General features: G+C 65.1%; 25 protein-coding genes and 1 riboswitch. Of the genes, 11 read left to right on the forward strand and 14 right to left on the reverse strand.

The window, feature by feature from the left end; all coding sequences use genetic code 11:
* Positions 1 to 115: 115 nt before the first annotated feature.
* From HDG34_RS26870 to HDG34_RS26890, 5 genes are all read right to left on the reverse strand, one after another.
* Complete coding sequence (locus tag HDG34_RS26870) at positions 116 to 1714, reverse strand: L-lactate permease (RefSeq protein ID WP_184063759.1); 1599 nt, start codon at positions 1712 to 1714, stop codon at positions 116 to 118.
* Between the two features lie 294 nt (positions 1715 to 2008).
* The gene (locus tag HDG34_RS26875) at positions 2009 to 2482 is read right to left on the reverse strand and encodes a hypothetical protein (protein ID WP_184063763.1); all 474 of its coding nucleotides are present in this window, start codon (positions 2480 to 2482) and stop codon (positions 2009 to 2011) included.
* Positions 2483 to 2726: 244 nt separating this feature from the next.
* Positions 2727 to 2951: a glycine zipper 2TM domain-containing protein gene (locus tag HDG34_RS26880; protein WP_184047976.1), complete on the reverse strand. Its 225-nt coding sequence runs from the start codon at positions 2949 to 2951 to the stop codon at positions 2727 to 2729.
* Between the two features lie 145 nt (positions 2952 to 3096).
* Positions 3097 to 5028 (reverse strand): phosphomethylpyrimidine synthase ThiC, encoded by a 1932-nt coding sequence (gene thiC / locus HDG34_RS26885; RefSeq protein WP_184063766.1) that lies wholly within the window; start codon positions 5026 to 5028, stop codon positions 3097 to 3099.
* Between the two features lie 88 nt (positions 5029 to 5116).
* A riboswitch (TPP riboswitch) is annotated at positions 5117 to 5234 on the reverse strand.
* 142 nt (positions 5235 to 5376) lie between these two features.
* Positions 5377 to 5778, reverse strand: a complete 402-nt coding sequence (locus HDG34_RS26890) for a GreA/GreB family elongation factor (RefSeq protein WP_184064138.1) — start codon at positions 5776 to 5778, stop codon at positions 5377 to 5379.
* A 594-nt stretch (positions 5779 to 6372) separates the two neighbouring features.
* On the opposite strand from HDG34_RS26890, the gene HDG34_RS26895 reads away from it, so the two are divergent.
* The 6 genes from HDG34_RS26895 to HDG34_RS26920 all read left to right on the forward strand — a co-directional run bounded on the left by HDG34_RS26895 (position 6373) and on the right by HDG34_RS26920 (position 11070).
* Entirely contained in the window at positions 6373 to 6831 is a 459-nt protein-coding gene (locus HDG34_RS26895) for a hypothetical protein (protein WP_184063770.1), read from the forward strand.
* A 111-nt stretch (positions 6832 to 6942) separates the two neighbouring features.
* Entirely contained in the window at positions 6943 to 7806 is an 864-nt protein-coding gene (locus HDG34_RS26900; protein ID WP_184063773.1) for a thioredoxin family protein, read from the forward strand.
* Positions 7807 to 7854: 48 nt separating this feature from the next.
* Entirely contained in the window at positions 7855 to 8499 is a 645-nt protein-coding gene (locus tag HDG34_RS26905) for a cytochrome b/b6 domain-containing protein (RefSeq protein WP_184063776.1), read from the forward strand.
* 70 nt (positions 8500 to 8569) lie between these two features.
* Positions 8570 to 9373 (forward strand): molybdopterin-dependent oxidoreductase, encoded by an 804-nt coding sequence (locus HDG34_RS26910; RefSeq protein ID WP_184063779.1) that lies wholly within the window; start codon positions 8570 to 8572, stop codon positions 9371 to 9373.
* Between the two features lie 92 nt (positions 9374 to 9465).
* Positions 9466 to 9708, forward strand: a complete 243-nt coding sequence (locus HDG34_RS26915) for a pentapeptide MXKDX repeat protein (protein ID WP_184063782.1) — start codon at positions 9466 to 9468, stop codon at positions 9706 to 9708.
* 432 nt (positions 9709 to 10140) lie between these two features.
* Positions 10141 to 11070 (forward strand): EamA family transporter, encoded by a 930-nt coding sequence (locus HDG34_RS26920; RefSeq protein WP_184063785.1) that lies wholly within the window; start codon positions 10141 to 10143, stop codon positions 11068 to 11070.
* 203 nt (positions 11071 to 11273) lie between these two features.
* On the opposite strand, the gene HDG34_RS26925 is transcribed toward HDG34_RS26920, so the two are convergent.
* Together HDG34_RS26925 and HDG34_RS26930 are read right to left on the reverse strand one after the other, a co-directional pair.
* The gene (locus HDG34_RS26925) at positions 11274 to 11411 is read right to left on the reverse strand and encodes an entericidin A/B family lipoprotein (protein ID WP_018421109.1); all 138 of its coding nucleotides are present in this window, start codon (positions 11409 to 11411) and stop codon (positions 11274 to 11276) included.
* Positions 11412 to 11629: 218 nt separating this feature from the next.
* Positions 11630 to 13285, reverse strand: a complete 1656-nt coding sequence (locus HDG34_RS26930; protein WP_260321353.1) for a sensor histidine kinase — start codon at positions 13283 to 13285, stop codon at positions 11630 to 11632.
* Positions 13286 to 13309: 24 nt separating this feature from the next.
* On the opposite strand from HDG34_RS26930, the gene HDG34_RS26935 reads away from it, so the two are divergent.
* The 5 genes from HDG34_RS26935 to HDG34_RS26955 all read left to right on the forward strand — a co-directional run bounded on the left by HDG34_RS26935 (position 13310) and on the right by HDG34_RS26955 (position 15740).
* Positions 13310 to 13486 (forward strand): DUF1328 family protein, encoded by a 177-nt coding sequence (locus HDG34_RS26935; RefSeq protein ID WP_090805380.1) that lies wholly within the window; start codon positions 13310 to 13312, stop codon positions 13484 to 13486.
* Between the two features lie 93 nt (positions 13487 to 13579).
* Positions 13580 to 13741: a DUF1328 domain-containing protein gene (locus HDG34_RS26940; protein ID WP_006052455.1), complete on the forward strand. Its 162-nt coding sequence runs from the start codon at positions 13580 to 13582 to the stop codon at positions 13739 to 13741.
* Between the two features lie 206 nt (positions 13742 to 13947).
* Entirely contained in the window at positions 13948 to 14493 is a 546-nt protein-coding gene (locus tag HDG34_RS26945; protein WP_184063788.1) for a bacterioferritin, read from the forward strand.
* A gap of 162 nt (positions 14494 to 14655) precedes the next feature.
* Complete coding sequence (locus HDG34_RS26950; RefSeq protein ID WP_184063791.1) at positions 14656 to 15288, forward strand: response regulator transcription factor; 633 nt, start codon at positions 14656 to 14658, stop codon at positions 15286 to 15288.
* A 20-nt stretch (positions 15289 to 15308) separates the two neighbouring features.
* Positions 15309 to 15740, forward strand: coding sequence for a response regulator (locus HDG34_RS26955; RefSeq protein WP_184063793.1), 432 nt, complete (start codon positions 15309 to 15311; stop codon positions 15738 to 15740).
* 23 nt (positions 15741 to 15763) lie between these two features.
* Here the strand turns inward: HDG34_RS26955 and HDG34_RS26960 are convergent, their stop codons facing one another.
* The 7 genes from HDG34_RS26960 to HDG34_RS26990 all read right to left on the reverse strand — a co-directional run bounded on the left by HDG34_RS26960 (position 15764) and on the right by HDG34_RS26990 (position 22275).
* The gene (locus HDG34_RS26960; RefSeq protein ID WP_184063797.1) at positions 15764 to 16117 is read right to left on the reverse strand and encodes a DUF1493 family protein; all 354 of its coding nucleotides are present in this window, start codon (positions 16115 to 16117) and stop codon (positions 15764 to 15766) included.
* A 23-nt stretch (positions 16118 to 16140) separates the two neighbouring features.
* Positions 16141 to 17340 carry an MFS transporter gene (locus tag HDG34_RS26965; protein WP_184063800.1) on the reverse strand — a complete coding sequence of 400 codons (1200 nt, stop codon included), beginning with the start codon at positions 17338 to 17340 and terminating at the stop codon, positions 16141 to 16143.
* A gap of 141 nt (positions 17341 to 17481) precedes the next feature.
* On the reverse strand, positions 17482 to 18306 hold the full coding sequence (locus HDG34_RS26970; protein ID WP_184063803.1) for a phosphodiesterase: 825 nt from the start codon (positions 18304 to 18306) through the stop codon (positions 17482 to 17484).
* A 57-nt stretch (positions 18307 to 18363) separates the two neighbouring features.
* Positions 18364 to 19410 carry an ABC transporter ATP-binding protein gene (locus HDG34_RS26975; RefSeq protein ID WP_184048017.1) on the reverse strand — a complete coding sequence of 349 codons (1047 nt, stop codon included), beginning with the start codon at positions 19408 to 19410 and terminating at the stop codon, positions 18364 to 18366.
* Positions 19407 to 20321 carry an ABC transporter permease gene (locus tag HDG34_RS26980; RefSeq protein WP_184063806.1) on the reverse strand — a complete coding sequence of 305 codons (915 nt, stop codon included), beginning with the start codon at positions 20319 to 20321 and terminating at the stop codon, positions 19407 to 19409. Before HDG34_RS26980 ends, HDG34_RS26975 begins: the two co-directional genes overlap by 4 nt.
* 50 nt (positions 20322 to 20371) lie before the next feature.
* Positions 20372 to 21196, reverse strand: coding sequence for an ABC transporter permease (locus HDG34_RS26985; protein WP_184063809.1), 825 nt, complete (start codon positions 21194 to 21196; stop codon positions 20372 to 20374).
* Positions 21193 to 22275, reverse strand: coding sequence for an ABC transporter substrate-binding protein (locus HDG34_RS26990; RefSeq protein ID WP_184063812.1), 1083 nt, complete (start codon positions 22273 to 22275; stop codon positions 21193 to 21195). Before HDG34_RS26990 ends, HDG34_RS26985 begins: the two co-directional genes overlap by 4 nt.
* Positions 22276 to 22357 lie beyond the last annotated feature (82 nt).

Consider the following 22357-nt stretch of genomic DNA (forward strand, 5'->3'; position numbering starts at 1 on the left):
AGAAAAATTGCGATCAGGCGGAACGGCGGTGGGATGGGATCGGAAACGGCGCCCGCGATGCGTGGGCGGCCGTCCGAAAAGATGTGAATTGCATTGCGCCGTTACTGGCGCGACCTCAATGCGGAATCATCCATTGCAGGACGTTCTGCTGCGCCCAGACGAGCACGCCAAGCAGCACCGTCAGCAGAATCGAATGTTTGAAGGTCTTGGCGAACACGACGCCTTCCTTGCCCTTCAACTCGGTGGTCGCGACGCCGGTCGCGATGTTCTGCGGCGAGATCATCTTGCCCATCACGCCGCCCGACGAGTTGGTCGCCGCCATCAGCACCGGATTCAGATTGAGCTGGTTGGCCGCGACCACCTGCAGATTGCCGAACAGCGCATTGCCCGACGTATCGCTGCCCGACAGGAACACCGCCACCCAGCCGAGGAACGCCGACACGAGCGGAAACAGCGGCCCGACCGACGCAACGCCGAGACCGAGCGTGTAGGTGAGTCCCGAGTAGTTCATCAGGTAAGCGAGGCCGACGATCGTTGCCACGGTCAGGATCGCGATGCGCGTTTGCACCCACGTATCGGAGATCGCCTTGCCGAACTCGGCGGGCGAGAGCCGTACGACGAACGCCGTGATGAGCGCGGCGACGAGGATCGCGGTACCGGTCGCGAGCGGCTGGAAGTCCCAGACCGCGCCGTACGGCGTGTTGTAGAGCGTGATGAACACGGCCTTGTCGAGACCGGGCCACGACAACTTGATGTCGCCGATCGTGAAGATCCTCGCGATCGTCCAGATGATCACGACGACCGACACGATGATCCACGGATACCAGCCCTGTGCGCCGCCGATCTTGCCGCGCACCTCGCTGATGCGATCGACGTTGATCGCGAATTTCGGATCGACGGCGGGCTTCCAGACGCGCAGGAACGCAACGGTGAGGATCAGCGAAACCAGCGACGACAGCACGTCGGTCAGGCTGTAGTTGATGAAGTTCGAGACGACGAACTGGGTCAGCGCGAAGCTCAGGCCCGAGACCAGCAGCACCGGCCAGATCCGCAGCATGTTGCGAAAGCCCGCGTACACGGCGATCACATAGAAGGGCAGCAGGACCGCGAAGAAAGGCAATTGCCGCCCGACCATCTTGCCGAGCACATCGGACGGCAGATGCGTGACCGCGCCGAGCACCGTGATCGGCACGCCGAGCGCGCCGAACGCGACCGGCGCGGTGTTGAAGATCAGCGTGAAGGTCAGCGCTTCGAGCGTCGGAAAGCCGAGCATGATCAGCAGCGAGCTCGTGATCGCGACCGGCGTGCCGAAACCCGAAATGCCCTCGAGCAGCGCGCCGAACGAAAAGCCGACCACGACGAGCACGATGCGCCGGTCGTTCGGCAGGTTGTCGATCATCCACAGGCGAAAGGCCTCGAAGCGTCCCGAGCGCTGCGCGATGTTGTACAGCAGGATCGCGGTGAACACGATCCACATCACTGGCCAGATCGCGAACACGACGCCAGCCGCGACCGAGTTGAACGCGAGCCCGACCGGAAACTGCCAGACGAAAATCGCCACGATCAAACCGATGATCAGTCCCGCGAGCGACGCTTGCCACGCGGGCCTGCGCGCCCAGCCGAGCAGCGCGAGCACGGCGATGATCGGCAGCGCGGCGACGATGAACGACGGAAAAAGCGAATTGCCAACCGGAGTGAGTAGTTGATGAAACATCACGTCTCCTTCGTTGTTGTGTAATTCGACGCGGGGATTGCGCATGACGGCGCGTCGCTCTGATTCGGCGGACGCTCGCAACTGGCCTCGACAAAGCGGCGTCGCCCGATTTAAGCGGGTGCTGCATGAAACCTTCCAAGGATAGAGCGCCTTACCGGCGCGTCAAGCCGGGAAAGTACGGGCGGGGTATGCGCGGTGGAGGGCGATACGCGCGGAAAAACGACTCATGAAGAAGCGCGCGCGCCGGCAGTTGAAGTGCCGGCGCGTGCACGCTCCGCGACGAAAGAGGACAGGTCAATGCGAGTGGCCGCCCCCATGGCCACCCCAATGGCCGCCCCAATAACCGCCAATGCCGATCGCAATCGACGGTCCGTAGTAGGCGGGGTAGCCGTAATAAGCGGGATAAGGCGGCGGCGGATAGTAGGCGGGATAAACCGGCGGCGCCGCGTACACAGGCGCGGGGACCGCATAACCGGGCTGCATGTCTTGCGGTGCGACCTGCATTTGCGCCTGGGCTTGAGGCGGCTGCTGTTGATCGGTCGCCGGCGCGGTTTGGTCGGCTGTGGTCGCGGGCGCGGTCGAATAGTACGACGGATAATAGCCGGCGGGATAGTAGCCGGCGGGGTAATAGCAGCCTGCCAAAAAGAGACTCGAGGCGAGCACGCAAATCGCGGTGGCGGGCCACGCGAACCTCGCGGAAAAACTGGACGAATCGCGTGGCGTCGAGAGGCGCACCACGCAAAGATGGGTGTCGACGCGGGACTTCATGGCGCGCTCCTCGATGAACCGATGCCGCCTTGCGCGACGTCGTTATGAGGAGCTTACGCTCTTGCCGCGGCAGCGCTGTGGCAAAACCGCAACCGCATATTTCAGCCTATTTCCACGCGCGTTGTCGGGACAAGGGCGCACCGCATCCGGCGCCCTCGGCAGTCCGGATCGTGGTCCGAAAAAATCGTTTGCTATCCTATATGAATCGTTGGACGCGTCATCGGACGCAACGCTCACTTGCCGCTCACTTGCCGACCTGGTTACCGATGACGCCGCCTACCGCCGCGCCGCCCAACGTCGACAAGCCGCTGCCACCGATCGCCGCGCCAGCGGCGCCGCCGACACCCGCGCCGATCGCGGTATCGCGTGTGCGTGGGGACATGTCGCCGCATGCCGCGAGACCCGCGACAAGTGAAAGGGCGGCTGCGACCGTACCAAGACGAGTACCGAGATGACGGATCGATTTCATGATGCTGACTCCGCTCGTTGTTGGAAACAGATGTTTCCTTCTCTCAGCACGCAACGTGCCTGCTCGATGCGGTGGAAAAGAAAAGCCCGCCATGCCGGCGGGCTTCGATACTGCAGTGCTGGTTCGCGCGAATCGCGCAACCCGCTCATTGCCGCTGATAAATCTCCGCGCCTTGCTTCATGAACTCGATCGACTTTACTTCCATGCCTTTCTTCAGCGCTTCGTCGTCGGTGACGCCTTGTTGCGCGGCGAACTCGCGTACGTCCTGGGTGATCTTCATCGAGCAGAAGTGCGGGCCGCACATCGAGCAGAAATGCGCGACCTTGGCCGAATCCTTCGGCAGCGTTTCGTCGTGGAATTCGCGCGCCTTGTCCGGGTCGAGACCGAGATTGAACTGGTCTTCCCAGCGGAATTCGAAGCGCGCCTTCGACAGCGCGTTGTCGCGCACCTGCGCACCCGGATGACCCTTCGCGAGATCGGCGGCATGCGCGGCGAGCTTGTACGTGATGATGCCGGTCTTCACGTCGTCCTTGTTCGGCAGACCGAGGTGTTCCTTCGGCGTCACGTAGCACAGCATCGCGGTGCCGAACCAGCCGATCATCGCGGCGCCAATGCCCGACGTGATGTGGTCGTAGCCCGGCGCGATGTCGGTGGTCAGCGGCCCGAGCGTGTAGAACGGCGCCTCGTCGCACCAGTCGAGCTGCAGGTCCATGTTTTCCTTGATCAGCTGCATCGGCACATGGCCCGGACCTTCGATCATCACCTGCACGTCGTGCTTCCACGCGATCTGCGTGAGTTCGCCGAGCGTCTTCAGCTCGCCCAGTTGCGCTTCGTCGTTCGCGTCGTAGATCGAGCCGGGACGCAGGCCGTCGCCGAGCGAGAAGGCCACGTCGTAGGCCTTCATGATTTCGCAGATCTCTTCGAAATGCTCGTACAGGAAGCTTTCCTTGTGATGCGCGAGACACCACTTCGCCATGATCGAGCCGCCGCGCGACACGATGCCGGTCATCCGGTTCGCCGTGAGCGGCACATATTGCAGACGCACGCCCGCGTGGATCGTGAAGTAGTCGACGCCTTGCTCGGCCTGCTCGATCAGCGTGTCGCGGAAGATTTCCCAGGTGAGGTCTTCAGCTTTGCCGTTGACCTTTTCGAGCGCCTGATAGATCGGCACCGTGCCGATCGGCACCGGGCTGTTGCGGATGATCCATTCGCGCGTTTCATGAATGTGCTTGCCGGTCGACAGATCCATCACCGTGTCGCCGCCCCAGCGGATCGCCCACGTCATCTTGTCGACTTCCTCGCCGATCGACGATGTCACCGCCGAGTTGCCGATGTTCGCATTGACCTTCACGAGGAAGTTGCGGCCGATGATCATCGGCTCGCTTTCCGGGTGATTGATGTTGTTCGGGATGATCGCGCGGCCGCGCGCGATTTCCTCGCGCACGAATTCCGCGGTGATTTCGGTGAGGCCGTTCGGACCGAACGCGCTCGCGCCGAATGCCTGGCCGGGGTGCTGACGGCCCATCATCGCGGCGAGCTTCGCGCCGTTCGGGCCGCTCGTCTTCAGGGTCTCGAGGTACTCGGCACGGCGCTGGTTTTCGCGAATCGCGATGTATTCCATTTCCGGCGTGATGAGGCCTTGCTTCGCGTAGTGCATCTGCGTCACGTTCCTGCCGGCGATCGCGCGGCGCGGCGTGCGATGCAGTCCCGGAAAACGCAGCTGCGCGGTGGCCGGATCGGCGGCGCGCTCGCGGCTGAAGCTGCTCGACAGACCGGTCAGCGGCTCGGTGTCGCCGCGCTCCTTGATCCACGCCTCGCGCAGCGCGGGCAGACCCGCGCGGATGTCGATCTCCGCGTCCGGGTCGGAGTAGGGGCCCGACGTGTCGTACACGTAGATCGGCGGATTCTTTTCGCCGCCGAAGCTGTCGGGCGTGTCGGCCTGCGAGATTTCGCGCATCGGCACGCGGATGTCCGGGCGCGAGCCGGTCACGTAGACCTTGCGCGAATTCGGCAACGGCGCGACGGCGGCCTCGTCCACATGGGCTTCGGCGGAAATAAACTTCGGATTGGCGTTCATGTAAGTCTCCGTACAAAGTGGGGCGGCTAAGCAGGAGACCGAGATGGAAGTAGTCGGAAATCGCGGAGAGGTGAGGCCCTTGAGGCTGGAGCGAAATCCGTACGCTTCCCTGCGCTGGCATTATCCAGATCAGGTTCAAAGGGTATTTCTCACCCACGCAACACGGACCTCCAGCTCCGCGCTACGCAGGACCCCCGCGTTAGCAGCGCACACGATACACCGCCCGCCCGCGGTTTGGCAACCTGTCTGAATGACTCAAAAAAACTGGTCCGGATGAAACCAGACATCTCCTATGCTTGATTCGAGACCGCATCAGACAAGGCAACTTACAGCGAGGGAACGGCCGCCTTACAGTGAAAAATCGTCGGCGGCTTCAGGCTGATACAGGATTTTGTCGAGCTTGAGCACTTTCTGATCGCCGCTGGGTGGCGTGAAACGGATGCTCTCGCCGCGGCGCGCGCCGAGCAGCGCGAGGCCAGCCGGCGAGAACACGTTCAGGCGCCCTTGCGCGAAATCGGCGTTGGGCGGATAGACGACGGTCCACGTCATCTGTTCGCCGCTCGCTGTGTCGATCAGCGTCGCTTGCGAGTTCATCGTGACGACGTCGGCGGGGATGTCGTGCGAGTCGACGATCACCGCGCGTTCGAGCACATCGTCGAGCATGTGCTGCAACTTGGCGTCGGTGGCCGCGTATTTCTCGAGGCGGGTTACGTCGAGTTCGGTCAGGTAGCAGGTTTTGATCTTCTTCATCATCAGGACTCCGGATAAGGCGGTCATGGATGGCCGCATGCAACGACCCATGGGGTGGTCGGCGGATGAGTGGACGAATGGGAGAGCCCGGTGCCCGGCGACGCGGCCCTGGGTATTGGCGGGCTGCGTCAGCGAGGGCGCCGGGCGGCGTGAAGCGGGACCGTTCGGGACGTCTCGCCGGGGCCGTGCGACGCGACGTCCGCGCGCGCGCACTCGCCTGCGCGGCATGGGCGCAAGCGGGCGAGAGCACGGAAAGTCGGACGACGCAGAGAAGTCACGGGCAAAACGACCAGGTGTTGGGGAAAAGCGATCGAGAGGTGCCGGGCGACAAAGCGTGAGGCCGCGCGGCAGCAGCGAGACGAAAGTTCGATGTTAGCACGCTGTCTCACGCAGCTCCGTTTGCGACGTCGCGCCCGTCGATTGACCGTTTTTGTGCGGTGCGAGAAGAAAGCGGGGTGGTCCGCATTGCGTTCAAGCCAGTCAGAGGATTGCCGTTAAACAAAGTGCAGCGAAGGCCGCACTCCAGCGAAGCGATTCGCGGGATGGAGCGTGAATGGCGCGAGGCGACTCGCGCCGATTGACAAAGAGGTGCACATGAAAGCGGAAAGCAGGCGGTGGCGAACGTTCGGTCGCACAGTCGCGGTGGTGGCATTGCTTGCCGCGCCGCTGGCGGCGCCGGCGGCATCGACGGCGACGGGCGGCGTGATCCGGTTCGTGGGGATGATCGTTGCACCGCCGATGCAGATCAGCGTGGATACGGCGCCCATTGGCGTCGCCGTCGGTAGCGCGAGCGTGGCGGGTCAGCGCTTCTCGCGCACGGTGACGTTCAGCGCGCCGCCGGGCGTCGTCAGCGGGGCCGATGTCGCGCTCGAAGTGAACGGCGGCACGCAGTCGCGCGATCTGGTGGCGGCGCGGTTCGTCGATGGCACCGGGCGTGTCGCGACGGCCCGCGACGGCCACTACGCGGTCGATCGCGCGGGCGGCGTGCTGTCGCTGAACGCGAAGCGCACCGATATGGACACGCGCGTGACGGTGGTGGTCAGTTACGACTGAGTCGCGGGCGAGCTTTGGCTGGCTCGTCCCGCGCCGGAAAAAAATTAAAAGAGGCTTGTCATAACCGGCCGCGCGGCTCGACAAACGTGCAGATTACGATCGGAGCACGTCATGTCGACCGCGCACAATCGCTCGATACTTCAACGCTTTACGACTTTTTCGACGCCCGCCGTCGGCCTCGCGCTTTTTCTGCTGAGCGGTTCTGGCATCAGTGCGGCCGACGCGGCCGGGCCCCTATGCGCCACGCACAGCCCCGCGCACCGCGTCGCGCTCGTCGAGCTGTACAGCAGCGAGGGCTGCGATAGCTGCCCGCCCGCCGACCGCTGGCTCAGTCAATGGAAAAGCGACGGCGCCGCGCACGGCATCGTGCCGCTCGCGCTGCACGTCGACTACTGGAACAGCCTCGGCTGGACCGACCGCTTTTCCCAGCATCGCTTCACCGAACGTCAGCAAACGCTGACGCGTCTCGCGGGCGCGCACACGCTCTATACGCCGGAAGTGTTCGTCGCCGGCCGCGAGCTGCGCGACTGGTCGCAACGCGACAGTTTCGAGCGCCGCATCGACGAGCTCGTCGCCGAACCCGCCCAGGCGAGCGTCGCACTTGCGCTGAGCCCGCGTGCGCCCGGCGCGTTCGATGTCGATGCGCAGTTCAGCACGACGGCAGCCGCCGCCACGGGTGCGTTGAGCGCCTATCTCGCGATCTATGAGAACGCGCTGACGACGCAGGTCGGCGCGGGCGAAAACCGCGGCGCGACGCTGCATCACGAGCGCGTCGTGCGCGCCTGGTTCGGGCCGGTGCCCCTCGTCTCCGGTCACGCGCGGATTCATCAGGACATCGATGTACACGCTGCGAGCGTCGATGCGCAAGCCGATCCGAGCGCCAACGCCGCCGGCCGCTTCGGCGTGGTCGCGTTCGTCGAAAGCGACGCGAGCGGCGACGTGCTGCAAGCGACCGACCTTCCCGCGTGCCGTTGATCGACCTCGCGCGCGCCGCATTCACTACCGCTGCTCGAGGAGAGCCCCATGTCCACACCCCACGCCTTGCGCCCCAGCGCACCCGCCGCGCCCACCGCGCCGAAGCGCGGCGCCATTCATCCGCTGTGGCTGCGCATCACGCATTGGCTGAATGCGCTCGCGGCGATCGTGATGATGCTGTCGGGCTGGCGCATCTACGACGCGTCGCCGATCTTCCCGGCGTTCACCTTCCCGACCGCGATCACGCTGGGCGGCTGGCTCGGCGGGGCGCTGCAATGGCACTTCGCGGCGATGTGGCTGCTGGTGTTCAACGGCCTCATGTATGTCGCGCTGAATCTCGCGAGCGGGCGTTTCGTGCGCAAGTTCCTGCCGCTGACGCCGCGCGCGGTACTGCGCGATTTCGTCGCCGCGTTGCGCGGGAAGCTTTCGCATGGCGATCTGCGCGTCTACAACGCGGTGCAGAAATTCGCCTACCTGTTCGCGATCGCCGATCTGATCGTGCTCGTGCTATCGGGGCTCGCGATCTGGAAGTCGGTGCAGTTTCCGCTGCTGCGCGAACTGATGGGCGGCTACGACAACGCGCGCATCGTGCACTTCAGCGCGATGTCGCTGCTGGCCGCGTTTCTCGCCGTGCATCTGGCGATGGTCGCGCTCGTGCCGCGCTCGTTGCTCGCGATGTTGCGCGGACGTTGAGCCCGCGGCTACCCATGCGCATGCTCACGCTCATGAAATCGCAACGCGAATTCCAAACGGATACCGAATCATGAACAAGCCGATAGAGAAACCAGCGGACCCATCCACACATCGTGTGAGCCACAAGCTCGACCGCGCATCGATCCTGCTCGATGCGAAGCGCGAACTGGCGATGCCGTCGCGACGCCTGTTCGGCAAGCAGCTCTTGACGCTCGGCGGCCTGTCGATGCTGACCGGCTGCTCGTTGACCGACGACGCTTCCGTGAACCGTTTCCTGACAGCCGTGTCGCGGCTGAACGATCGCGCGCAGGCCGCGCTGTTCGATCCGAAGCAGCTCGCGCCGACCTACACCGAAGCGCAGATCACGCGGCCGTTTCCCTTCAACGCGTACTACGGCATCGACGACGTGCCGCACGTCGACGGCTCAGATTATCAATTGAAGCTGAGCGGTCTCGTGACCGGCCAGCGCGTGTGGACGCTGCCCGAGCTGTACGCGCTGCCACATGGCGAGCAGATCACGCGACATATCTGCGTCGAAGGCTGGAGCGCGATCGGCCGCTGGGGCGGCACGCCATTCGGCGATTTTCTGCGGCGCGTCGGCGCGGACACGACGGCGAAGTACGTCGGCTTCAAATGTGCGGACGACTACTACGAAAGCATCGACATGCCGACCGCTTTGCATCCGCAAACGCTGCTGACGTTTTCCTACGACGGCGAACGGCTGCCCGCGAAATACGGCTACCCGATGAAGCTGCGCATGCCGACCAAGCTCGGCTACAAGAATCCGAAGCACATCGTCGAAATATTCGTCACCAACACGTATCCCGGCGGCTATTGGGTCGACCAGGGCTACAACTGGTTCGGAGGCTCCTGACGCATGCGGGCGCACGCGCGCTTGCGGCAGCGGCTTCGGAAGCACGCCGGCTCTCGCCGGCTTCGATTCATCCACCACCAAGGAGTCATCCCATGAAGAAGATTGCAGTTACCACGATCGCGTTGTTGATGCTGGCAAGCGGCGGCGCGGCCTTCGCGCAGGCGAGCGGCGCGATGTCGAACGATGAGATGTCGAAGAATGCGATGTCGAAAGATTCGATGTCCAAAGACAGCATGTCGAAGGACGGCATGAAAAAGGACACGATGAAGCACGGCTCGATGAAAAAGGGCGGCGACGCGATGAAACACGAGGCGTCGGGCGCGATGGGCAACTGAGTCGGCGCCGAGGGCGCTTAGCGATCCTGCCGATGCACGGCCGCGCATCGAACGGATCCGACACCGCAAGCCGGGGATGCGTCCCCGGCTTTTCTGTTGCGGGAAACCCAAAAGTTACGATTCTCTCGCGTGGCGTTCTCGGCGCTTACTGCATAATGCGGTGCGCGCCGGGGCTTTGCCAAGCTTGCGGCCGCGCAGCGCGGCCGCGTTGCATCGTGTCGTTCTGACCGGCGCGGCCGCCACCGCCGTTTCTGGCGCTTCCGGCGCCGCCCATCGTCTTCCCGTTCCACCGACATGTCCGCCAGCCTCGCCCGTCCGACCGCATCGCCGATGCGGTGCCCGCCATCCCGCCCGAAAGGTATCGACGCAGGCTCGGCGCCTCGCGGGCATCGAGCGCATCGCGCGGGTCGAGTGGCGACGGCGGACTGAAGCATGTTGCTGCAACGTTCAGCTTTTTCTCCGCGCGGCTGGCCGCTGCGTCTGCCGCAGTCGCGCAACGGGCGGATCGCGCTCGCGCTTGCCGTCGTTTATCTGGTGTGGGGCTCGACGTACCTCGGCGTGCACGTCGCGCTCGGCTCGTTCCCGCCGCTGCTGATGTCGGGCTTGCGCAACCTGTTCGCCGGCATCGGTCTGTTCGTGTTCGCCGCGCGCCGCAAGCCGATCTGGCCGAGCTTCGCCGAAATCCGCAACGCGGGCCTCGTCGGCACCATGCTGGTGGGTCTGTCGAGCGGCATGCTCGCCTACGGCATGCGCACGGTCGGCACCGGCACCGCGGCCGTGATGGTCGCGACCGTGCCGCTGTTCGCGACCGTGATCGCGGTCGTCGCCGGACGCAAGATCGGCCGCGGCGAATGGTTCGCGGTCGGGCTGGGGCTCGCCGGCATCGTGATTCTGAGTCACGGCGACAGCACGCCGGGCTCGACGGGCGGCAGTCTCGCGATTCTGTGCGGCGCGCTGTTCTGGGCCGGCGGCGCGCATCTGGCCGGGCAGCTGAAGCTGCCGTCGGACCTGTTTCTGTCGACCTCGCTGCAGATCGGCCTCGGCGGCGCGATGTCGACGCTGGTCGCATGGGCGTCGGGCGAGCGGATGCTCGAGCTGCATTTTCTGCCTCTCGTCGCGTTCCTGTATCTGATGTTGATTGGGACGATGGCGGCGTACGTCGCCTACGGTTATCTGATTCGCCACACGAGCCCCATCATCGCGAGCAGCTGCATGTACGTGAATCCGGTCGTCGCGGTCGCGCTGGGCGCGCTGCTGCTCGGCGAGCCGGTCACCCGCTCGACGGTAATCGCGACGATCGTGATTCTGATCAGCGTCGGCCTGTCTTTCTGGTTCGATTACCGGAACAAGCGCAGCGCCTGATAGCGGCGCGGTTCTCGTCGAACCGCGCGCCCGCTGTCAAAGCCTTGCCGCCAGCTCCGCGCCCTCGCGGATCGCCGTGCCGTTTCATCGCGTTCTGAAAACGCGTCGCGTCGAGTGCCAGCCAGCACGCAATCATTCACGAAAAAAAAGCCCGCAGCGGCATCCCGCGACGGGCTTTGCAAATCCTGCTGCCATGTGCCGGCTTATTTCGCCTTATCCGCCTCGTTCGTGATGGCGTGGCCGCCCTTCGAAATATCTTCGCCGGCGCCCGCCATCGTGTTGCAGCCGGTGACAAGCATGGCAGTTCCTGCGAGCACTAGCAAAGCGATCAGTCGAGTCATGAAACTTCTCCTTGTCGAGAATGCATCGGTTGATGTCGTCCGACCGGGGCCATGCCAGTCGATTAGGTCTCGATCCGGTTTCGAACCGGTCTATTTGCATGGTAAAAAAAGGGCGGGGGCGGCGCTGTCGGCCGTGCCGCGATTTTGTCGTAGGCGTGCTCCGGTGTTTGCGTCGGCGCACTCCTACAACGGCTTGGGGGCGCTGCGGCGAGCATCTGTCAGACGGGGCTTTGCGACGAAGTGGGCGGCGTGGCCGGCGACGTCAGCGGCTGGTCGACCGAAGGCGTCGCGGCGCTCGCGCTCGGCATCACGACGTCGATGTCGGTGCCGTTTTGCGCGCCACGGCGGATGTCGAAGCGCCCGCCATGCGCGGCCACGCGCTGACGCATGCCGAGCAGGCCGTGCGTATGTGTGCGCTTCAGGTCGGCCGGCATGATGCCGACGCCGTTGTCCGCGATATGCAGCGCGACCTCGCCGTCGCCGACCCGCAATGCGATTCCGACCTTCGAGGCCCGCGCGTACTTGGCGGCGTTCGTCAGCGATTCCTGTGCGACCCGAAACAGCGCGATTTCGGTCTGCTCGTCGAGCTGGATATCGTCGGCGGGCAGGTGCAGCTCGAGCGTCCAGTTGTTGCGCTGCGCGGCTTCGTCGGCGAGCGTGCGCAGCGCGGTAACGAGCCCGAAATTGGCCAGCACGGTCGGTCGCATGTCCTCGATGATGCGCCGCTTCAACGCGATGCCCTGGTCGAGATTGGCGAGTGCGCGCTGCAGCTTGTCGGCGATGTCCGGCTCGCTGTCCTTCAGCTTGCGGCGCGCCCATGCGACGTCCATCCGGCATGCGGTCAGAATCGCGCCGAGCTCGTCGTGCAACTCGCGCGCGAGCTGGGTCTTTTCGTTTTCGCTGACCGCCTGCAGATGCCAGCCGAGCGCTTCGAGCTGCCGCGTGCGCTCGTTGACGAGCTGGTCGAGTTCCTCCTGCTGCGTGATCAACTGACGCTGCGCGCGCGCCTGCCGGTCGATCTGGATGCCGAGATTGCGAAACAGCAGAATGAACAGCACGATGTTCAGCGCCGACAGACCCGCCGCGCACAGCGTCGACAGCCGCTGGTCGGCGCGGCTCGCGGCCAGCGCGTGCTGAGCGCGGCGCTCCTCGTTGTCGCGCAGCAGCGCGAGCGTACTGTCGATCAACGACGCGTCTGCCGGGTTGATGTCGCTCGCGCTCCCGCATGCGCCGAGATCGAGCGGATGCGGCGCGGCGTGCTGCATCGCGGCGGCGCCCGCGCCGATGCGCGCGTCGATCAGCGCGAGAATCTGCGTGAAGCTCGCGAGTTCCGCGCTGTCCGCGCGGGCGCCGCGATAGAAGCGGTCCAACTGCTGCGTGGTGTCGCGGATGCGCGCGGCGCTCGCGCAGAACGCGTGGGCGGATGCGTCGTCCTTCGTCAGAAGAAACTGGTTTTGTTGCGCGGTGAGGCGCGACAGCTCGCTCGCGAGTGTGCTCAGTCGCACGGTGACGTCGCGCGCTTCAAGCGCGGTCTCATACTCGGCGGTGATGCGCTGACGCGCGGTCTCCAGAATCACGAGGCCTCCCACCGTGATCACGATCGCCACCGTCATCGCGATCGCCCAGCTGCGATTGCGCATCCACTCGGCGAGCCGCGCCGTGGCGGGCGCGCCAGCTTGTTCCGGCGGGTTCTGCAGATTCGACACTTTCGGCTCCGGAAAGAGGGCATCGACACCGGCATCAACTCCGGCATCGCGCGAAGCCGCGCGCGTAATGTCGTCGTAACCCAATGTAAGCGGATTCTCACACGAAAAACGGCGAGCGTCGGAATGCGCGCGGCGCCGCGCATCGATAGCATGGACCCGATCGTTCATGCAATGTTTCGGGAGGAAGCCATCATGTTGAAGTGGGCACTGTTCTTCGCGATCGTCGCGGTGATCGCCGGTCTTCTCGGCTTCACCGGCATCGCGGCCGGCGCGGCGGCGATCGCGAAGTTCCTGTTCTTCGTCTTTGTCGTGCTGTGCGTGGTGTTCCTCGTGCTGGGCTTCGTCGTGACGAAGAAAATGATCGATTAGCGCGGCCATCGCGGTGGCGGCAAGCCGCGCCCTCACAGCAGGCGAGCGATTTGCTGGTAGTCGATTGGAAGGCCAACAAAAGGGAGAAATGCCATGCTTCACTATGCCATCGTCTTCTTCGTGATTGCGATCATCGCAGCCGTGTTCGGCTTTACCGGCATCGCGGCCGGCGCGGCCGAAATCGCGAAGATCCTGTTCTACATCTTCCTCGTCGTGTTCGTGGTCACGTTGCTGCTCGGCGTGTTTCGAACCTAGCCGCGCGAGCCGGATGAACGCAACATGAGGTAGGCAGCGAAGTACGCAATGTAGGAACAGTAGTCAACAGGGCGCGTGAACGCGCGGCGTTTGAATCCCCGATTGAGGCGCCCGGTTCGAAGCGCGCTGTCATTCCACCCTGGGCGCATCAGGCGCGATTCGTGCTGATGCGCGATTCACCCAATACCGGATAAAGGAGAAGTTCGATGACGAAGCAATCTGGCGACACGTTCGTGATGGACATCAAGAAGATCCGCGAGGACGCGCGCAAGCATATGTCGGATGGTCCCGTCACGCAGAGCTATGGCGCGAATCGCGAGACGGTGCTCAAGCTGCTCAACGACGCGCTCGCCACCGAGATCGTCTGCACGCTGCGCTACAAGCGCCATTACTTCATGGCGAAGGGCATCAATTCCGAAGCAGTCGCGAGGGAATTTGCCGAGCACGCAACCGAGGAGCAGGAGCACGCCGATCGCATCGCCGAGCGCATCGTGCAGCTTGGCGGCGAACCGGATTTCGCGCCGGACGGCATCAAGGCACGCGCGCATTCGGAATACAAGGAAGGCACCGATCTGACCGACATGATTCGCGAGAACCTGATCGCGGAGCGCATCGCGATCGACACGTACCGCGAGATCGTACGGTATCTCGGCGAGAAGGACGTGACCACGCGCCGGCTGTTCGAGGAGATTCTCGCGGTCGAAGAAGAACATGCCGACGATATGGCGGATCTGCTCGCGGGGCGCGAGTAGCGCAGCAGGCGACACGGAAGCGTCGAAGGACCGGGTCGCGGGCGAACTCGGGAATGCCGGCAGCTGCGGTGCGAAGCCGCCCTCGCATTGCGCGTTCGGCCGTGGCCCCGGATCATTACCATGTCCGCATCGGAGCGACTCCCTTTGCACGGAACCCAACCGATGATTCGAGTGCTGATAGCTGACGATCATGCGATCGTTCGAGGTGGATTCAGACAGTTCGTCGCCGACGAGCCGGACATGTGCGTCGCCGCGGAGGCCGCCACCGGCGAGGAAGCGATCGGCCTCGTGCGCGAGCAGGCATTCGACGTCGTGCTGCTCGACATCGCGATGCCGGACAAGAACGGCATCGATACGTTGCGTGTGATCAAGCAGGTGCGTCCCGAGCAGGGCGTGCTGATTCTATCGGGCTATCCCGAGAGCCAGTACGCGATCAATCTGCTGCGCGCGGGCGCGAGCGGCTATCTGAACAAGGACTGCGAGCCGGAAGAAATCGTGCGCGCGATCCGCTCGGTCGCGCGTGGGCATCGCTATCTGTCGGAGGCGGTCGCCGATACGCTTGCCGACAATCTCGACAAGCCTGCCGCCGGGCGTCCGCATGAAGCGCTGTCGGAGCGCGAATTCCAGATCTTCTGCAAGCTCGCGGCCGGCCAGTTGCCGACCGAGATTGCTGAAGAGCTGCATCTGTCGGTCAAAACGGTGAGCACGTATCGCGCGCGGGTGCTCGAGAAGATGCGTCTCGCGAACAACGCGGACCTCACGTATTACGCGATCAAGAATGGCCTGATCGAATGACGGACGATCGAGATATCCCGATGAACAGCGAACCGAACCCCGCTACCGAGTCAGCCAGCCGCGCGCCGTTGCGCGTGCTGCTGATCGAGGATTCGCCGCTGATCCGCCGCAGCCTCGTGGAGGCGATCGATGCGTCGGGCCTGCTGCGCGTGGCCGCTTATGCCGATTCCGCCGATCAGGCGATCTCGCTGCTCGGCGACGAAGCGTTCGACGCGGTGATCGTCGATTTGCAGCTGAAGCTGGGCTCGGGCGTGCCGGTGCTCGCATATCTGCAGCGCGAGGGGCTGATCGATTCGATGTTCGCGGCGGTGCTGACCAATCACGCGTTGCCCGCGTACCGCGAGCGCTGCGAGCAGTATGGCGTGCGGCACTTTTACGACAAATCGTTCGAGTTCGATCGCGTGCTCGATGCGCTGCATGAGTATGCGTTGGGGCGGGGTGGCGGGGTGTAACGACTCGACCGTAGTTGGCGTTTCTAGTCCTGTTTCCACACTCCGCGCGTCATCGCTTCTTCGAGCATCCCAAGGGTAAGCGAACGTCCGCCGAGCAATTCTCGCGCGCTGGCACTGAACGGGGACTTCAACGCGGCCACGACGATGTCGCGCTTGCGCATGTTGGCGGATGGAACGTGGTAAGCGACGTCGAAATCGCGCAGGTCCACATGGAAGCGCTCAGCCCATGCCTGCATCACCTCGACGATTTTCGCCGGCTCCCAATCCAGATCGTGATACAGATCCATGTCACGGGTCAGCTTGTCGTCGAGAGGCAGCCCGGCGGGAGTGCGCATTTCGCGGATGAACCGAGCGAGATCGAGCCACGTGTCGTTCATTACAGACGATCCTCCGGCTGATATCAATGCCCAGCCCGCGCCGGCAACCGCAAATGATTCCACGCGCCGAGCGCGGCAAACGCGATCCCCGCGATAGTCACGCCAATCCACCCGAACACCGGCCACACGATCGCGCCGACACCCGAGCCCAGCGCCCCGCCGATGAAATACGCGACCATGTACACGGTATTCACGCGACTGCGCGCATCGGGCTTCAAGGCGTAGATGCGCGACTGATTCGAAATCTGCGCGGCCTGCACGCCGATGTCGAGAATGATCACGCCGACCACGAGTCCCGCGATGCTCTTCGCCGAAGCGCCGAAAATCACGAACGCGATGACGACCAGCACGAGCGACACGGTGATGATCGCGCGCGGTCCACGCTGGTCGGCGAACTTGCCGGCGAGCGGCGCGGCCAGCGCGCCGGCCGCGCCGACGATACCGAACAGCCCTGCCGCCTGCGGCCCGAGATGAAACGGCGCGCCCGCGAGCAGCAGCGCGAGCACCGACCAGAAAATGCTGAACGCGCCGAACAACGCCGCACCGGTCAGCGATGCCTCGCGCAGCGCGCGATGCTCGGTGACCAGGTGCCACATCGACACGAGCAGCTTGCCGTACGGCAACGTCGAGGTCGGCTGACTCTTCGGCAAACGCAAAATGATGACGACCGCGAGTGCGAGCAGCGCGACGACCGATGCGCCAAACACCGCGCGCCAGCCGAAGTATTCGGCGACGATGCCCGCCGCGGTCCGGGCGAGCAGGATGCCGAGCAGCAGGCCGCTCATCACGGTGCCGACCGCGTGGCCGCGCTCGGACGGCGGCGCGAGTTCGGCCGCGAACGGTACCGCCTGTTGCGCGATCGTCGCGAGCACGCCGATCGCGAGACTCGTGACGATCAGCACCGCGAGCGTCGGTGCCGACGCCGCAATGACGAGCGCGACGCACAGGCCGGCGATCTGCAGCAGGATCAGCAGACGCCGGTCGAAGCGATCGCCGAGCGGCGCGAGCAACAGCATGCCGGCGGCGTAGCCGAGCTGCGTGACGGCCGGCACCGCGCCGACCCATGACGCGCTGCCCGGAAACGACTGGCGGAAGTTATCGAGCAGCGGCTGGTTGAAATAGATGTTTGCGACCGAGACACCGGCGATCGTCGCGAGCAGCAGCAACACGCCGCGCAACGACCGGGCGGAGGAAGCGGAAGTGGAAGCGTCGGAAGTGGACATGACAGGGGCGGATCGACGGACCGGCCCATGCGCGGTCCTCAAGCGTGCCGATCATACCGGAGCGGCGGTGTTCGTGCTGACGGCCGCGCGAGGCTCGCCCGCGCATCCGGTATCAGGCGGTTGCGAAGTGTGTCCGGCGGTTCAGTCGATCAACGCGCCGGCGTCGTAGAACGGATACGGGCCGTCGGCCGCGTCGACATACGCATGATGCGTGACGATGCCCGTCGCGGGATCGTAGTAATGGAGCGCATACGCGGGCGGCTCCATCACGAACGCCGACGGTCCGTCCTCGCGAAAATCGAGCGCCACCTGGTGCGCGGGCGCTGGAATCGCGCTCGCGATCGTGCCGCCGAAGCGCACGAACATCGACCGATGCACGTGCCCGCAGAGCACGCGCTCGACGTTGGGATGCTGAGCGATCAACGCCGCGAGCTTGTGCGACGCCGCCCGGTCGAGCCGGATCTCGTCCATATGCCCGATGCCGCACGCGAACGGCGGGTGATGCAGCGCGACCACGACCGGCTTGCCGCGCGCCGCATCGAGCTGCCGCTCGAGCCACGCGAGCCGCGTGTCGCACAGCATGCCGGCGCTCGAACCGGGCACTAGCGAATCGAGCGCGATCACGCGCAGCGGGCCGACGTCGAGCGCGTACTGCACGAACTCGCCGCCGCTCAGCAATTCCTCGCGCTCGGCAAACGCCGCGCGCAGCGCGTTGCGTTCGTCGTGATTGCCGACCATCAGGAAGTAGGGGATCGCGAGCGGCGCGAGCAGTGTTTTCAGGCGCGCGTACTGCTGGGGGGCGCCCTGATCGACGAGGTCGCCGGTGATCAGCACCGCGTCGGGGCGCGGGGTGAGCGCGTTGAGCGCGTCGACGCAGCGCGCGAGGTAGGGGGCGGTATCGACGCGGCGATACGCGAGTGCGCCGGGTTGCTTGATATGCAGGTCGCTAATTTGAGCCAGCAGCATGACAGAGGTCCTTCGGGTTGCTTCGTGTCGGGCGCCAGGATGCGGCGCTGTTTTTACCTACGATAGCGCAATCAGTGCGTCCGGCTCGATCGAGATGCCGACCGGCGTGCCGCGCGCAAGCTCGATGCGGCCCGCGACGTCGACGAAGAGCGGCTCGGGCGCGGCACCGCCAATCGTCAGACGCGTGCGTTCGCCGAGGAACGCGGTGCTTTCGATCTGGCCGCGCAGCTGCGCGAGCGCGGGGTCGGTGAGCCGGGCATCCTCGGGGCGAAAGAAGATTTCGTGCGCGCCGCGTGCGTTCGACGCATGCGCGGGCAACGGCACGGCGCCGCCGCTCGTCGCGAGCATGCCGTCGCGCGGCTCGCCCGCGACACGGTTGATCGTGCCGACGAACTGCGCGACCGTGCGATTGGCCGGACGATAGTAGATGTCGCGCGGCGAACCGATCTGCTCGATGCGTCCCGCGCTCATCACGACGATGCGATCGCCGAGCTCCATCGCTTCGGCCTGATCGTGCGTCACGTAGACGGTCGTGATGCCGAGTTCGCGCAACAGCGCGTTCATCTCGCTGCGCAATGCGTCGCGCAGACGCGCGTCGAGCGCGGTCAGCGGTTCGTCGAGCAGCAGCACGCGCGGCTGCACCGCGAGTGCGCGCGCGAGCGCCACACGTTGACGCTGGCCGCCCGACAGTTGATCGATCGGTTTGTCGGCGTGCGCGTTGAGCCGCATCATGCCGAGCAGTTCGTCGACGCGTTGTCGCGCGACTGCGGCCGGCACGCGCTTGATCTTCAGACCGTAGCCGATGTTGCCGCGCACGGTCAGGTTCGGAAACAGCGCGTAGCTCTGGAACACCATGCCGACCGCGCGTTTTTCGATCGGCAGCGTGGTCACGTCGTCGTCGCCGAATGCGATGCGGCCGCCCGCGTCAGGTGTTTCGAGGCCCGCGATCAGGCGCAGCGTCGTCGTCTTGCCGCAGCCCGACGGTCCGAGCAGCACGAGGGTTTCGCCCGCGCCGATCGTCAGGTCGAGCGGTTCGAGCACGCGCGTGCCGCGAAACGTTTTGGCGCACTGCGTGAGCGTGATGGGAACCGAGGTCAGTTTCATGGCGTGTCGATGGGCTTCGCGGAAGAGGCGGCGCCGCGCTTTTTCGACGCGCTGCGCTGGCCGGTCGCATCGACGCCGAGCCATTGCATCGCGACGAGCAGCGGCATCGTCATGATGAAGAACAGGATCGTGTACGCGCTGCCGATCTCGATGCGCATCGACGCGTAGGTGTCGGCGAGGCCGACCGGCAGCGTCTTCGTGTCGGGCGTGTGCAGCATCCACGTGAGGTTGAATTCGCCGATCGACAGCGTGAGCACCGCGAGCGCGCCCGCGACGATGCCTGGCCGCGCGTTCGGCAGCACGATCGTGACGAAGCGCGTGAAGAAGCTCGCGCCGAGGCTCGCCGCGCCTTCTTCGAGCGTGCGCAGATCGCTGCTCGCGCAGACCGCCGCGACTGCGCGCACCATGAACGGCAGCGTGAACACCACATGCCCGACGACGATGAACGCCGCGCTCATCCGAAACGCCGTGAAGCCGCCGTAGATCACCAGCAGCGCGAGTGCCGATGCGAGGCCGGGCAGCGCGATCGGCAGCACCAGAAACTCTTCGACGATGCGTGCGAAGCGCGTCTTGCTGCGCGCGAGCACATAGCCCGCGGGCACGCCGGTCAGCAGCGTGACGACGAGCGTCGCCGCGGCCACTTCGAGCGACAGCCACACCGAGTCGTGATACTGGGTCCACACTTCGACGAGCCAGCGCAGCGTGAGTCCGCTCGACACGCCCTTGAAGTAGTTGACCGTCAGCCCGGCGACGATCGACATGACGACCGGCACGATCAGGAACGCGCACAGCAGCAGTGTGACGAACCATTGACCCGCGGCGAGCCATGTTCGCGTGGAAGGCCACGCGCGTCGCGCGCGCGGTCCCGCTGCCGGTTGCGAAGACGGCGAAGGGGCGGTGATTGAGTTCATAGGTAGGTAGTCGTTGCGTTCGCGAACGCGCGGCTTTGGCGACGCGCCGTTCACGCGCTCGCCGCCACGCCCGAACCGCTCGCGCTGCGCGCGATCGCCAGCACTGCCCACGTGACGATGCCCAGCACGATCGACAGGCCCGCGGCCGTCACCATGTTCGCGTTCAGCGTGAACTCGGTATAGATGGTCATCGGCAGCACGTCGATGTCGGTGGCGAGCGTGAACGCCGTGCCGAACGCGCCCATCGCGGTCGCGAAGCACACGGCGCCCGCCGCGATCAGTCCGGGCGACAGCGCCGGCAACACGATGTCGCGCATGATGCGCCACGGCGATGCGCCGAGCGAGCGCGCGGCCTCTTCGAGCGATGCATCGAGCTTGGTCGCCGAAGCCATCACGGTGACGATCACGCGCGGAATCGAGAAGTACAGATAGCCGAGAAACAGGCCGCTCATCGAATACGCGAACACCCAGCGATCGCCCGCGAGTTTCAGCGACAGCGCGCCGATCAGCCCCTGACGTCCCGCCAGCATGATGACCATGAAGCCCACGACGACGCCCGGAAACGCGAGCGGAAACGTCAGCAGCGCGAGCAGCGGGCGCTTGCCGGCGAACTCTCGACGCGCGAGCAGCAGCCCCGCGATCACCGACAGCACCAGCGTGGCCGCCGTGACCCCCGCCGCCAGCACGACGGTCGCGCCAAGGCTCGACATGTAACGCGCATTCGTCAGCATTGCGCGATACGTCGCGAACGCATGGCCGCCGCCGGAGAGCTGCGCGAGCGCGACCATCGGCAGTAGCCAGAACGCGATGAAGACCGCGAGCGCGGGCGCGAGCAAGGCGATGCGCCAGCGCAGCGGGAACGTGACTTCGTTCAATGCATCACCTGTAGATAGCGCTCGCCGAAGCTCGACTGCTTGTCGGCCATCTTCGCGAAGTCGACCGGCTTCGCGCGCGCGTATTCGCTCGCGGGCAGGAACTGCGCAGCCGTCTCGGCGCTCATCGCGCTCGCGCGCACCGGCCGCAGATACGCCTGCGCCCACAGCTTCTGGCCTTCGTCGGACAGTACGAAATCGAGCACCTTCTTGCCGTTCGCTTCGTGCGGCGCGCCTTTCACGAGGCTCATCACGTACGGCACCGAGATCGTGCCTTCCTGCGGAATCACGAACTCGACGTTCGCGTGATCCTTGTACTTCGCGCGGTACGCGTCGAAGTCGTAGTCGAGCAGGATCGGAATTTCGCCGGACAGCACGCGCGCGTACGCGGTTTGCTTCGGCACGATCGGCGCGTTCGCCTTGAGCTTTCTGAACCAGTCGAGACCCGGCTCGAAGTTGTCGAGCGTGCCGCCGAGCGCCTGGTTCACCGCGACCGCGCCCGCATAGCCGACGAACGCGCTCGACGGATCGAGATAACCGATCATGCCTTTGTATTCGGGCTTCAGCAGATCGGCCCACGAGCGCGGCACCGGCTTGCCTTCGAGCGCGTCCTTGTTGACGAAGAAGCCGAGCGTGCCCGAGTGGATCGTGAACCAGTAGCCTTGCGGGTCTTTCAGGCCGGCGGGAATGTCGTCCCAGTGCGCGGGCTTGTACGGCTGGATCACGCCCTTGTCCTTGGCCTGGAGCGCCGACGATACGCCGAGATACACGACGTCGGCGACCGGGCTTTTCTGCTCGGCCATCAGTTGCGCGATCGATTGTCCTGAGTTCTTGTTGTCGAACGGCACGCGAATGCCGGTCTTTTGCTGGATCGCCTTGATCTGGCTCGCCCAGTCGGCCCATTCGGGCGGGCAGTTGTAGCAGATCGCGGTTTCGTCGGCGCGCGCGGCTTGCGGCGCGAGCGCGACGAGCGCCGCGCCAGCGACGAGCAGGCTCGCCGGCAGTGCGGTCGCGGCGGCGCGCGAGAGTTTCTGCCACAGCGGTATGAGCGAGGATGCGAAGCGTGAGGTTGAGCGGGGCACTGCGGGTCTCCCTGTGTCGGATGGGTTGCGCGGGTTGGGAATGACAGCTAGGGCGCGCGTATGCGCGTGCCTTCATTGGGCT

Origin of the sequence: Paraburkholderia sp. HC6.4b, assembly GCF_014200875.1 — a bacterium.
Classification (GTDB): Bacteria; Pseudomonadota; Gammaproteobacteria; order Burkholderiales; family Burkholderiaceae; genus Paraburkholderia; species Paraburkholderia tuberum.